Below are 13210 nucleotides of genomic sequence, written 5' to 3' on the forward strand. Positions count from 1 at the left end.
CAAGTATTGGCAGTAATCCAGTCGGCTCGGACGTTTTGATGTCATGTCCCTTAGTGTACTGACTTGAAAGCTGCTTTGGGTTTACATCATTTTTAAAATAGCTCACTTTTTTTGCGTAAGTCCTATTAATTTAACTTTAATTTAATGAGCATTCACACAAGCTAATTCATCATGCCGTCAATAAACAAGGTTTTAATTTGGCTATTATGCAAATTCTAAATAAGGCCCCATGTCCAAAAATCTGAGCCCTAAAAACAACAAATTCAGGGACGTAAAGAGGTCTTGTGACTCTCGTCTTTGCATTTAAGCTACGTTCGCCAGCCTGTGCTGTGTTACTCTAAATCAATGCATTTTCTGGCTCTGGGGCATAACTTGTTAGCAGAAAAAAAACTCCGCATCCATAGCAACTATTCTGGCAAGCGCTCGTACAGGCGTGCTGGCTGCGCCGCCCTGTTTTTTTCCTTTCTGCATCAGGTAGCGATGGCCGGTGGCGGTGAAGAATCGATATTTCTGGATGATATGCCTGTGGTGCTGTCCGCCTCACGTCTGTCACAACCCATCAATGAAGCACCAGTCGCCGTCACCATCATAGACAGGCAAATGATCAAGGACTCTGGTGCGTGGGACTTGTCCGAGATTTTTCGCCTGGTGCCTGGCATGTATGTGGCTTACCATGCCGACCCCTATTACTCAGCAGACAGCACGGTTGCCTACCATGGCATGGTCACCACCACGACCTCAGACCGCATGCAGGTTCTGATCGATGGCCGCTCTGTGTATGCCAGCCTGTTTGGTGGTGTGAACTGGAGCGACTTGCCTATAGTACTTGATGACATAGAACGCATAGAAGTCATACGTGGGCCAGACTCTGCCAGTTACGGCGCCAATTCATATTCCGGCGTCATCAATATCATCACCCGCCACCCGGCGGAGACCCAAGGTACTACTGTGTCCATGGCGTTTGGCAATGGCCGCAAGGAAGGCATCTTGCGCTATGGTGGCAAGACTGGTGCATTAAGCTACCGGCTGACAGCCAGCATCAGGGACGACAAGGGCGAAGATGACACCATCAAGAAGCCAACTTCTGCCTTCACCTTCTGGAACCTGAACAAGTATGACAATAAGACCATACACAATCTGAACCTGCGCGCCGATTACCAGATCAATTCTGATGATACCCTGGAATTCCAGTTCGGTTATAACGGTGGTCCGCGTGAAGTCGGTGAATACAATAATGTCTCCGCCATCAGCAGGCGGGCAGAAAACCATTTTGAAATGCTGCACTGGCGTCGCGCCCTTGAAGGTGGTGGCGAATTGTCTGTGCAAGCCTTTCACACGGTAGAAAGAGTGTATGCACGCCTCAAGGATTCAGACGGTGTCAGTGATGGCGATGCCATCTTGCGGCGCTATGACCTGGAGGTGCAGCACACCTTTTCACCATTCACAAACGCCCGTCTGGTGTGGGGCGGCAGCATACGCTATGACCAGACGTATGCACCTTACTATCTTGGCGTAGGTGACAACCAGTATCTGTATGGCGATTTTCCTTATCACTTGCGCCGTTTTTTTGGCAATCTTGAATGGCGCGCCCGCCCTGACCTGGTCTTCAATATCGGCGGCATGATAGAAAACAATACCTATACCGGTACAGACACTACGCCCAGAGTGGCAGTCAACTGGCATGTACAACCCGGCCATACCCTGCGCCTCAGCCATTCACGCGCCACGCGCTCGCCTTCTGTCTATGAAAAAACTTATGACAATTACTGGCGCAGCGCAAACCTGTACCCGACTTTGCCGGAAATGCAGACTGAAAGAGTCAAATCAAGCGAGATAGGCTATATCGGTAAATACGGCAACCTCGATGTGGATTTTCGCTTATTTTATGATGACTACAGCCAGTTGATTGATGTCAGGAACAGGCGCTCTGCTGCGGGCGGTAATCTGAATGCAGGCACTGCCATCATGCGTGGTTATGAATTGCAATTGAAGGCGCAATTGACAGACAAAACGCGGCTTATTTATGGCCTCTCTGGTGGTGGCGTAAAAAGTGACAATGTGAATGGCGTCGTGTATAGCGATTCACTACCTAAATACAACCACAACATCATGCTCAGCCATAAAGTCAATGAACAGTGGAGTGGCAGTCTGGTGGCTTACCAGATGGCACAAACCAAATTCAATTCCACCGACTTTAACCCACGCGAAAACCGTGGCTATTTCATCGACGGTAACAAGCGTGTGGATGCCAGACTCAATTACCAGTTCAAGCTCGGTGGCAAGTCTGCCGAGTGTTCGCTGATTGCCCAAAACCTGACCGATTCCCGGTATTTTGAGTACCGGCACGACAATGAATTGCCAGGCCGGGCGCTGAGGCTGAATCTCAGACTGGACATGTGACCATGCATTGGCAGTCAACGAGGCATCTGCGGTATATAGTCAATTTGTTGGGCCTGATCCTGAGTTTGCTGTATGGGCAAACTGTTCTGGCACTGGACAACATCACCATCCTGCTGAGCGAGGAAGGCTCTGCTTATACTGAATTTTCCAGTCAGTTAAGCAGTCTGTTGGCGCAGGGACAAGGCAACGCAAAAAATACCATCAAGGTCTTGAACCTGAGCACCTACAAGGCAGAAGATGTGCCGCGCAATGCCAACAATCATCTGCTGATTGCTGTTGGCACACCGGCCATGACAGCCATGGCGCAAAAGCCGCCTGCCATGGCGGTATTGAGCGTGCTGGTGCCACGTAATACCTTTCAAAAAATAGCAAAGCAATATGGCCGCCACCAGGACCCGCATCATTTCTCGGCGATTTATTTTGACCAGCCGTGGTACCGGCAACTGGGCCTGATACGCACCAGCATGCCAGGCCGCAACCGCGTGGGATTATTACTCAGCAAAGACGGCAATGAGATGCTGGTCGGCCTATCAGCCATCGCAAAAGAGATGGAGATGCAAATCAATGTTGAAACCGTCACCGATGATTCTGAATTGCTGCCCGCCCTGCGCCGCTTGCTGAACAATAGCGACAGCCTGCTGGCCCTGCCCGATGCCGCCATTTACAACCGCAATAATATCCCCAGCATCTTGCTGACCAGTTACCGGCAAAAAGTGCCGCTATTCGGTTTTTCTGCCGCCTATGTCAAGGCCGGTGCGCTGGCAGGCGTCTATAGCTCTGCTCCCCAGATTGCCCAGCAGGTAGCAGAGATTATCGCCACATTGCCAAATAATGGCTACCTGCCGCTGCCACAATATCCACGCCACTTCAGTGTCAATATCAATACCCAGGTCAGCCGCTCACTGAGCCTGGAAATGGAAGATGAAGTCAGCCTGACACGCAAAATCAAATCATTGCCGGAGCGTGTCCAATGAAAAACTGGCCACTCGCCCATCGCATATTATTCCTGGCGCTGGCCCCGGTCTGGGTCATTTCTGCCCTGCTGGTACTGCTGGTTGTCATCGTCGGCATTACTGAAATTGATGGTGCCATCAAGGCCCGCGGTACCGTCATCACCCGTCAGTTGGCACCGGCCAGTGAATATGGCGCATTCTCCGGCAACCGTGAAGTCTTGCAAGCCCTGACACAATCAGTCATGAAAGAAGATGACGCCAAAGCCGTGGTGATCACCGATGCTGACAATAAAGTACTGGCTGTCAGTGGCAAACCCAGCAAACTGGGGCCGGAACATGCCAAAGCCGCCGACAATGGCAAAATCTTGCGCGGCGACCATGAGTCACTGATCTTTGCCGCCCCGATTTACCAAGGCAAGTCTGAAGCCGATGCCTTCGACTTGTTTGACCGCATCCCGAATGACAAAGCTATCAAACAAAAGCTGCTGGGCCGGGTCTATCTGGAGTTGAGCACCCATGCCAGCCACCAGTCCAAGAATGTCTTTGTCGCCCTCAGCGTATTGATAGGCCTGGTGGGTACGGTGTGCGCCTCAATACTCGCGATGCGCATGAGCCGTGACCTGACAAGGCCACTATCACGCCTGCTTGATGGCGTACACCGTATGGAAAAAGGCGAGCTCGATACCCGCATCACCGCAAATTCTGGCGGTGAATTGCAGGAACTGGAAGCAGGTTTTAACCAGATGGCGGAGAAGCTCGAAGGCAGCCATAAATCCATGATGGAAGTCAACGCCAACCTGGAAAACCTGGTCGTCGCCCGCACCCGCGAACTGGAGTTGCGCAACCATGACCTGGAGCTACTGTCCAGCACCGACAGGCTCACCGGCCTGTATAACCGCCTGAAGCTCGAACAAATACTAGATGAAGAACACCAGCGCAGCCAGCGTTATGGCACCAGCTTTTCACTTGCGATTGTCGATATTGACCTGTTCAAGCAAGTCAACGACACCCATGGCCACCAGACCGGTGACCAGGTTCTTATTAATATTGCCCGCATCCTGCAAGACCACGTACGCAGCATGGATGCAGTGGGCCGCTGGGGTGGCGAAGAATTTTTAGTTATCTTCCGCGAAACCACGATCCATGCAGCAATAGCCACTGCAGAAAAACTGCGCTGCGCCATTGCTAACCATGAATTCGAGGTGGTCGGCAAAAAAACCGCCAGCTTTGGGGTCACCAGCTATTACCATCCAGACAATATCAATGAGATGATGAAGCGGGCTGATAATGCCCTTTATCATGCCAAGAATTGTGGACGGAACCGCGTAGAATCCAGCGAAATGTAGATTTGGCATTGCCAAATAGTCCAGATTTTAGGGTACACTGGCTTTGATACCATAAATCGGGCAGGCATTCCTGCCCATGCAGGAACAAACTGCAAGCAATCCACCAGCAAACTTCGCGCCATCCATGCTGCGCTACGGTAAAATGCTTGTCATCTCCCTATTTATAAAGTGCCTTACAAGGTTCACAACAGTGATTAGCCATGAGCAAAGATATAAAAAATAACGATAATGCAACACCAGCACCCGTCTCCAACTTCCTGCGCGCCATCATCGACAATGACCAGGCTGCTGGCAAATACGCACGTGATGGCCTGCCGACAGTCATCACCCGCTTCCCACCTGAACCGAATGGTTACCTGCACATCGGCCATGCAAAATCGATTTGCCTGAACTTTGGCCTGGCACGCGATTACGCTGGCCGCTGCCACCTGCGCTTTGATGATACCAATCCTGAGAAAGAAGACCAGGAATATGTCGACACCATCATGGACAGCGTCAAATGGCTGGGCTTTGACTGGAACAACAAAGGTGAAGAACACCTGCACTATGCGAGTGACTATTTTGACCGTCTGTATGAAATCGCCGAATACCTGATCGGCGCTGGTCTGGCCTATGTCGATAGCCAAAGCGCTGCCGACATGGCGGCCAACCGTGGTGACTTCTCCAAACCAGGCGTGAACTCGCCTTTCCGTGACCGTGCACCAGCCGAGTCACTGGACTTGCTGCGTCGCATGAAGGCAGGTGAATTCAAGGATGGCGAACACATCCTGCGCGCCAAGATAGACATGGCGTCCCCGAACATGAATTTGCGCGACCCGGCCATCTACCGCATACGCCATGCCCATCATCACCGTACTGGTGACAAATGGTGTATCTACCCTATGTATGACTACACGCATCCGCTGTCTGATGCGATAGAGAACATCACGCATTCGATTTGCACGCTGGAATTCCAGGATCACCGCCCTTTCTATGACTGGATCATAGAACGCGCTGCCGAAGGTGGTTTCTTCAAAAAACCAGTACCGCAACAATATGAATTCGCCCGCCTGAACCTGACCTATGTCGTCACCAGCAAACGCAAGCTGCGTCAACTGGTAGAACAAAACATCGTCACCGGCTGGGACGACCCGCGCATGCCTACTATCGTCGGCATACGTCGCCGCGGCTACACGCCAGAATCCCTGCAACTGTTCTGCGAACGCATAGGCGTGACCCGCTCTGATGGCTGGATAGACTACAGCACGCTGGAAGGCTGCCTGCGCGAAGACCTTGACCCCAAGGCACCACGCGCCACCGCCGTACTGCGCCCGCTAAAGCTCATCATCGACAACTTCCCGGAAGGCGAAAACATCGCCTGCACCGCACCTATCCACCCGCACCACCCAGAACTCGGCAATCGCGAATTCACGATAGGTAAAGAGCTGTGGATAGAACAGGAAGATTTCATGGAAGAACCCGTCAAAGGCTACTTCCGCCTCTTCCCAGGTAATAAAGTGCGCCTGCGTTACGGCTATGTGGTCGAATGCACAGGCTGCGACAAGGATGAAAACGGCAACGTCATCGCCGTTCATTGCAATTACTTTGCCGACAGCAAATCCGGTACAGAAGGCAGCGCCAACTACAAAGTCAAAGGCAACCTGCACTGGGTCAACGCCGCCGACGCACTGGAAGCCGAAGTTCGCCTGTACGACCGCTTATTCACAGACGCAAACCCCGATGCCGGCGGTAAAGACTTCATGGCCCTGCTGAACCCGGATGCACTGGAAGTAGTACGTGCTTATGTAGAACCTGGCCTGGCAACGATCACGCCGGATACGCGTTTGCAGTTTGAACGCCATGGTTATTTTGTGGCGGACCGTGTGGATTCAGTTGTTGGGAAACCGGTGTTTAACCGGGTGACGACTTTGAAGGATTCGTGGGGGAAATAACTAATGGCTAAAGGGCTTATAGAACCACATATTTTTATCGCATCTGCAAACCCTGCGAAACTCATAAGAAACCTATCCGGAATTCTTACTGAAGCAGAATTAGATAAAATAAGAACCGCCGTTAATGATGAAGCGAAAGGTCTGTTTGCCTTAGGCTATTCCCATTTTGTCTTTGCAAAGTCGGTAGATAGAGCAAACTGGCGCCAAAAGATTTCTCGCTTATATTACGCTGCCTACAATATTCGAAGAGCTATATCGATAGTCGATGGAGGAATATTTTCGACCGATAGCAGTGATCATCAAAAAGTCAATGAACTTCCGCAGATGCTAAATAATGTATCAATCTACAGTCTTAAATTAAAAAATTTGAGAGAAGATAGAAATCTTGCTGACTATAGCCATCTTGCGATCGAAAGTAATCTGCTAATAAGTCAGGACAACGCTCAATCTACTTTAGAGGAATTCGTTGAGGACGCAAAAGCGTTCCTTGCACAGAAAGGTATTCACGTATGACGATCAATTCCGATGTTGAAATTGCTGCAAATGATGTTATCGACAAATTCACTCTCCGTCTTGGAGGAATTCGTCCAAGTTATCAAATCAAATCACGACCTGACGGGGAATTTCTAGTATTCGAATTTGCTCATGAAAATACTCGATTCTATAAAATTCTTGAAGACATAGAAAGAACACTTGACGAAGATCACTTGTTTTACGGTAGGTGTGTAATTTCAAATCGTTTGTCTAAACCTAAAGATGTATTAGTTATTCCGGAAACCAAGCTCTTACAAAAAGCCATTTCTGAAAGCTTAACTATCGACAAGCACAGTTTCGGAGACGCTTTTTTTGATAGATACACTGCATCCGTGACAAATTTTGAACAAGAGATCATAAGTTCAGCAAATCATATTGTTTATGGCCGTAGAGGAGCTGGGAAATCAAGTTTACTTGCTTATGCAATGCATAAGTTAGATGCCAAAAAATTTCCATATTCGTGGGTAGCCATGCAAACCTACTCATCCAGGAAAGATGAGGATGTCATTTGCGACATCCTCATAGATATACTTTCGAATATAGAAAATATTTCCCAGGGAGATTCAGATTTTTCAGAGATGATTGAACTTCTAGAGAAAATTGGGGTATCAGAATCGGCAAATATTGCTGCCAAGGTAAACAAACTTGTTCCTAAAATCAGAAGACAAATTCAATCCTTTGCGAAATCAGAAAAGCCATATACGATTTTTCTTGATGATTTCCATGTGGTTTCAGAAGAATTACAACCTCAAATATTAAATACCATTTATTCAATTTCCAGAGGAAATAATACTTTTATCAAATTATCTGGCATCGAACAGTTCACGAGGACATGGGATCCATCAATACAGTCTGGATTACAACCCACACATGATGCACAAGTTTTAAAACTAGATCTAAATCTTACGATGCCTGATCGTTCTAAAACCCACATCGTAAGTATACTTAATGCACATGCTCAATATTGCGGACTTCCGAATATACTTTATTTAGCATCTGATGCAGTTTTATCTCGTTTAGTTCTTGTTGCGGCAGGTGTGCCGCGCGATGCATTAAGTTTGTTCACCCAAGCAATTAATAAAGCAAATATCAAAGATCAAAAGACAGTAACTCTTATTAGTGTTAATGAAGCTTCTTCAGATATGGCTGAGCGAAAGCTTCAAGATATATCTAAAGATACGGCTGACGCTTTAGATCAAGTCAATCAGATGCTTGAGAAGATAAAAGCATTTTGTATAATCGAAAAACGTAAAAATTCGTTTTTAATAAAAATAAATAATAGTGATGAGGACTTCAAATTAGTGCAAAAACTCATTGCCCTTCGATTAGTACATGTTTTAAATGAAGGTACAACACCCAGAGTTGCTGGTGAAAGATATATCGCACTAATGCTTGATTATGGTTTCTATGTGGGTATCCGTGCAGCTCGAAGCGTGGAGCTTTATCCAACTGAACCCCAAACACTACTAGCAAAAGAACTTCGTAAGCTTCCTATTTTCAAATAAGGAAGGTTATCAGTTAAGTTGGGCAGATGCTTAATCAGCCCAACATCGTTATCATATTGGCAGAATAAAATTTTTAATCGCTTATGATGAAAACCAAAAAGGGCTAATAAGAATGTGCGGACGTATTTAGTTTCTCGTAATGGCCTTAGCGCCAAAACTTACTAATGTAATACTGCTCCTAGTTTTTTTCTTAATAGCATCCGGATCAATCTACTAATGTCAGGCTACTGTGCGAGTGAACTCACTGTTTGTAACCTCGTTGCCTGTATAGTTTAAGATTAAATCTACATTAGACATTATCACTGCATTAGTATCAACTTTTCTATAGATTTTCTCAATTTTGTATCTGTTCTGAGCGAGCTCTTTAAATAGTTAAACTGCTCTAGATTATTCCATCAATTACCCCTACCACCGACAGCTTTAGCGCGTTGACCTGTAAACTGCCCTCTTCCAAATCCCGTCAAATTCCAGTGTCCAGAGACGCCACCTGTCTTGAGATTGATTTTGCCATCAAAACTCGCTGATCCTGCCAGGCCCTTCCCTGTCATTTGCACGACACCATTTGTTGATACTTTACCGGTGATCGTGAAGCTGCTGTGGGCTGTGCCTGAATCGGCAGAGCCGAAGATATTACCGGCGTGATCGACGTGGATATAAAACGTGCCTGCATCGGCGCCGTTATAGCTGCCGTAGTAATCACCAAGAATACCGGTATAGCCGGATTCACTGCCCTCCGCTTGTGCTGATTCCCTGGCTATTGATGTTGCCTGCGAGCGAAGCTGGGCAAGACTGACAGCGGCTTTGGCGGGCACTTCTGTTTCGGTGCCAGCGGTTATGTCGGCAAATGATTTTGCTGGTGCCGTAGGTGTGGGCAATTTCTCGATGGGTGCCGGGCGCACAGCCGAACTTGGTGTTTGCACAGATGCTTTTTTGGTCGCAGGTGGCAGCTTTTGATCATCTGCTTTTTGATGCTCCATACCTTGATACTCTACTTTTCGATGCTCATTTTTTGGCGGCAATGAATCTTTTTGCGACGTAACAGGCATCAGAAAAGTTACTGCGGTTCCAAACTCTGCTTTGTCTTTCTGCTGAGTGTAACTGCGTGATAAAGCCAGGAAAAACAGGACGTGAATTATCAGGATGGCGACCAAGGGTCGCATCCTGATATGGCTACTGAATTGCAATGTTTGCTGTAGCGATGTCATTCCATTTTTTAATGCGTTTTTTTCGCTGAAGGCTGCAGACAGTTCTGCCTCCAGCCTTCAGTTTATTGCGCCAGCGGAAAATCTGTATTGATAATCTTGTTGCCGATATCAGCCACGCTGACATCGGCATTCGATAATATCACGACGCCTTTGCCTGCTTTTTTATCGAAGGCGATGTAGCTGCTGTAGCCGCCTGTCTTGCCTTCAAGACCCAGGATAGCGCTGTCAAATTTATTGTTATAGCCACCCCAGACCAGCAAGAGACGGTTGCCTATTTCAAAGGGCATTTGCAATTTGCGTATAGTGCCGTTCAAGGGTGTCTTGGCTTGGTCCATATTGGCAGCGAGGAACTTGAGCATGTCATTGGCAGACGAGTGCAAGCCGCCCGCACCTTCGAAGGCGCTGAAGTTCCAGGCGGGTGCTACGGCAAATTGTGCCTTGCTGCTATAGCCTGTTGCCATGCGCTTTTGCAAGTCTGCATTGAGGTTAACGCTGGTAGCTGTCATTCCCAGTGGTGTGGTTACGCGGTTTTTGATCAGAGTGTCATAGTCGGTACCTGCGCGCTGACTTAATACCTGACCCAGCAGGCCATTACCAAAACTGGAATACAGATAACGGCTACCGACATCGTATCTCATCTGGTAGCTGGCCAAGAATTCATAGGCTTTATTGGTGCTGAAACCTGCATAGGGATTGTCGGTACCTGTGCCTGGGGTGCCAGGCACAGCAGGCAAGCCGGAGCGATGTGAGGACAAGTCAGAGAGCGTGATTTTCCTGTCTTCATAGTAGGGTATTCTGACGCCGTCAGGCAGATAAGTCTCGATGGGTTCTTTCAGTCTGACTTCACTTTTCTCTGCCATATCCATCATGGCCACACCGGTAAATGCGCTGGTGATGGAACCAATTTCAAACAAGGTATCGGCATCGACAGGGCGGCGTTCGGCGAGGTTGGCGTAGCCGTAGCTGATCACGCGGCTGCCTTTTTCATCGACGATGCCGACTACCAGACCTACCGCTTTTTTGTCTGTATCAACACGCTGCTTGAGGAGGTTCAGAATATCTGCGTCTGACATGGATGTTGCTGCGTGCGCCTGAATTGCACCGAGTGCCAGTGTTGCCATCAGTAATTTCGCAGGGAGAAGGCGGTAAGTTTTTTTCATGTTCGTTGTGCTTTCTGATTCAGGATTAAGAAACCCAGACCCACTCATGGAGAGATCTGCAAACTGGTAATAACTGTGCGAAAGCAGGTTTATTGCCTCGCCGGTGCCGCTTGATTGCAAGCACATGGCGCAATATAGGCAATACCTGATTTGCAAGTTGGCAGATTGAGACAGAAGCGCAAATTAAGGGATTGAATGTGGAATTTTGAGGAACCAAATGCACGAAGCGTTCGTGGATTCTGCGCACATCTGTGCGCAATCGATGCCGCAGCGGGCTGATGGTTTTAACGTGGCAGGGGCAATGTCAGGGCTAAGGTCAGGGTAACGTCAGAGGTAACAATAAGCCGCTTTGCTGCAATACTTCACGGGCCATGGTGACGAGGTTGCCATCTGCCAGCCCCTGCTCTTGCCGTAAATAGGAAACGTAATACATCAGTGGATTGAGCGGTGGTTTGACTGTCAGGGTGCGGATGATTCCACTCTTGATTTCTGCATCAACCACGGATCGTGGCAGCACGGCAATAGCGTGACCTGCTGCCACGAGTTTGATCATCATCGCCATGGAATTGCAGATGCTGAGGTTTTCTGGTTCATGGCCTGCCAACCTGAACCATTCCATGACGACATTGCAGATCGTCGTTGGTGAAGGCATGGCGACGACAGGTAATGACGCCATGCCTGCCGGGTGCAAGGCTTGCTCATTGAGGACAGTTTGGGTAGATGCCACCCACGCCAGATCGACATGGCCTATTGCTACATCAACGACGTGCGGTGCAGAGACAGGGTCACTGAGGATGGCGATGTCAAGTTCACGGGCATTGAGTTTGCGGCTGAGATTGGCCCCCACATCGATGGTCAGCTCTATGCGTACATCGGGGTACTGGGCTTTTAGCCGCCCCAGCAATTCGATCAAGCCAGACATGGCGGTCGATTCATTCGCCCCCAGGCGCAACAGGCCACGCATGGGGTTGCGCCGCTTGCTGATTTGTTCGAGGTCATCAGACAGGCGCAGCATTTTTTCTGCCTGCACCAGTACGTCACGCCCTACTGGTGTAATGACGGCACGGTGGCCACCGCGCTCAAACAGCTTCAATCCCAGAATGTCTTCAAGCTCCTGGATTCTGGCGCTGATCGTCGGCTGGGTCAGGTGCAGGTGTTTGGCCGCCGCATGAAAACCACCCAGACGGGCTATCCAGTAAAAGGTTTCCAGTTGTTGTAGTGAAGGTCGCATGATAGATAAATCTTATCAACTATTGGCAATAACTTCAATTATCTTCTATCAAGGCTGCATTTTATACTGGCTCTATCAGCCCTGAAGCCCCGAGTTGTCATGACTTATTGATAAGCCCTTCACTATTCACCTTTTATGGAGCCGCCCATGTCCGCACTTTCATCCCCGTCCAAGTCACCTGCAGAATTACGCCTTGCCATACGCCGCGGCGAGTGGCGCAAAGAGACCTCGGGTCTTGCGCAAGGCTATGTGCAGGTCAACCTGGTGATACTGCCAGCCAAAGACGCCAGCGACTTTCATCGCTTTTGCCAGAAAAATCCCAAACCCTGCCCTTTGATTGCCGTGTCAGAGGTGGGCGACCCTTTCCTGCCCTTCCTTGGGGCTGATCTCGATATACGCAGCGACGTGCCGCTTTACCGAGTGTTCCGCAACGGTGAGCTGGTGGCAGAGCCTTTGGACATCCGTGATATCTGGCGGGATGACCTGGTGACATTTGCCCTCGGCTGCTCTTTCACCTTTGAGCATTCGCTCATAGAAAACGGCATAGGCATACGCCACATAGAACAGGGGCGCAATGTGCCTATGTACCGCACCAATGTGCCAACCTCGCCCGCAGGCGTATTTCAAGGCCCGCTGGTAGTAACCATGCGTCCGATGAAGGCGGCAGATGCGATACGGGCGATACAGATCACCTCACGCTTCCCTGGCGTGCATGGTGCGCCAGTACATATAGGTGACCCGGCGCTGATAGGTATCAGGGATCTTGCGCAGCCAGATTATGGTGATGCGGTGAACATTAATGAAGGTGAGCTGCCGGTGTTCTGGGCTTGTGGCGTCACACCACAAGCGGCACTGATGCATGCCAGACCGGAGCTGTGCATTACCCATGCGCCCGGTCACATGCTGTTGACAGATTTGCGTAATAACGATTACTCCGTGCTTTGA

Annotated in this window: 10 protein-coding genes; 7 read left to right on the top strand and 3 right to left on the bottom strand. The window is 49.1% G+C overall.

What is annotated here, in order from left to right:
* Positions 1-372 precede the first annotated feature (372 nt).
* The 6 genes from ACO0LL_RS24635 (at position 373) to ACO0LL_RS24660 (ending at position 8669) form a co-directional block, all read left to right on the top strand.
* The gene (locus ACO0LL_RS24635; RefSeq protein WP_422953454.1) at positions 373-2400 is read left to right on the top strand and encodes a TonB-dependent receptor plug domain-containing protein; all 2028 of its coding nucleotides are present in this window, start codon (positions 373-375) and stop codon (positions 2398-2400) included.
* Positions 2401-2402: 2 nt separating this feature from the next.
* A complete protein-coding gene (locus tag ACO0LL_RS24640) occupies positions 2403-3374 on the top strand; it encodes an ABC transporter substrate-binding protein (RefSeq protein WP_422953455.1) in 972 nt (323 codons plus the stop codon).
* Positions 3371-4699, top strand: a complete 1329-nt coding sequence (locus ACO0LL_RS24645; RefSeq protein WP_422953456.1) for a diguanylate cyclase — start codon at positions 3371-3373, stop codon at positions 4697-4699. The genes ACO0LL_RS24640 and ACO0LL_RS24645 overlap by 4 nt, the downstream gene beginning before the upstream one ends.
* A 200-nt stretch (positions 4700-4899) precedes the next feature.
* Entirely contained in the window at positions 4900-6630 is a 1731-nt protein-coding gene (locus tag ACO0LL_RS24650) for a glutamine--tRNA ligase/YqeY domain fusion protein (RefSeq protein ID WP_422953457.1), read from the top strand.
* 3 nt (positions 6631-6633) lie between these two features.
* Positions 6634-7143: a hypothetical protein gene (locus ACO0LL_RS24655; protein WP_422953458.1), complete on the top strand. Its 510-nt coding sequence runs from the start codon at positions 6634-6636 to the stop codon at positions 7141-7143.
* Complete coding sequence (locus ACO0LL_RS24660; RefSeq protein WP_422953459.1) at positions 7140-8669, top strand: hypothetical protein; 1530 nt, start codon at positions 7140-7142, stop codon at positions 8667-8669. Before ACO0LL_RS24655 ends, ACO0LL_RS24660 begins: the two co-directional genes overlap by 4 nt.
* Positions 8670-9064: 395 nt before the next feature.
* Here ACO0LL_RS24660 and ACO0LL_RS24665 read toward each other — a convergent pair whose 3' ends face one another.
* The 3 genes from ACO0LL_RS24665 to ACO0LL_RS24675 form a co-directional block, all read right to left on the bottom strand.
* Positions 9065-9646 (bottom strand): hypothetical protein, encoded by a 582-nt coding sequence (locus ACO0LL_RS24665; RefSeq protein ID WP_422953460.1) that lies wholly within the window; start codon positions 9644-9646, stop codon positions 9065-9067.
* Positions 9647-9936: 290 nt separating this feature from the next.
* Positions 9937-11034 (bottom strand): serine hydrolase domain-containing protein, encoded by a 1098-nt coding sequence (locus ACO0LL_RS24670; RefSeq protein ID WP_422953461.1) that lies wholly within the window; start codon positions 11032-11034, stop codon positions 9937-9939.
* A 316-nt stretch (positions 11035-11350) separates the two neighbouring features.
* Positions 11351-12265: a LysR family transcriptional regulator gene (locus ACO0LL_RS24675; protein ID WP_422953462.1), complete on the bottom strand. Its 915-nt coding sequence runs from the start codon at positions 12263-12265 to the stop codon at positions 11351-11353.
* Positions 12266-12412: 147 nt separating this feature from the next.
* On the opposite strand from ACO0LL_RS24675, the gene ACO0LL_RS24680 reads away from it, so the two are divergent.
* On the top strand, positions 12413-13210 hold the full coding sequence (locus ACO0LL_RS24680; RefSeq protein ID WP_422953463.1) for a putative hydro-lyase: 798 nt from the start codon (positions 12413-12415) through the stop codon (positions 13208-13210).

It is taken from the genome of Undibacterium sp. TC4M20W, assembly GCF_049340245.1.
Classification (GTDB): Bacteria; Pseudomonadota; Gammaproteobacteria; order Burkholderiales; family Burkholderiaceae_D; genus Undibacterium.

Excerpts from the sequence above, each read along its gene's own strand:
- ACO0LL_RS24640 (WP_422953455.1), top strand. The coding sequence starts at position 2,403 with ATGCATTGGCAGTCAACGAGGCATCTGCGGTATATAGTCAATTTGTTG.
- ACO0LL_RS24645 (WP_422953456.1), top strand. The coding sequence starts at position 3,371 with ATGAAAAACTGGCCACTCGCCCATCGCATATTATTCCTGGCGCTGGCC.
- ACO0LL_RS24650 (WP_422953457.1), top strand. The coding sequence starts at position 4,900 with ATGAGCAAAGATATAAAAAATAACGATAATGCAACACCAGCACCCGTC.
- ACO0LL_RS24655 (WP_422953458.1), top strand. The coding sequence starts at position 6,634 with ATGGCTAAAGGGCTTATAGAACCACATATTTTTATCGCATCTGCAAAC.
- ACO0LL_RS24660 (WP_422953459.1), top strand. The coding sequence starts at position 7,140 with ATGACGATCAATTCCGATGTTGAAATTGCTGCAAATGATGTTATCGAC.
- ACO0LL_RS24665 (WP_422953460.1), bottom strand. The coding sequence starts at position 9,646 with ATGGAGCATCAAAAAGCAGATGATCAAAAGCTGCCACCTGCGACCAAA.
- ACO0LL_RS24670 (WP_422953461.1), bottom strand. The coding sequence starts at position 11,034 with ATGAAAAAAACTTACCGCCTTCTCCCTGCGAAATTACTGATGGCAACA.
- ACO0LL_RS24675 (WP_422953462.1), bottom strand. The coding sequence starts at position 12,265 with ATGCGACCTTCACTACAACAACTGGAAACCTTTTACTGGATAGCCCGT.
- ACO0LL_RS24680 (WP_422953463.1), top strand. The coding sequence starts at position 12,413 with ATGTCCGCACTTTCATCCCCGTCCAAGTCACCTGCAGAATTACGCCTT.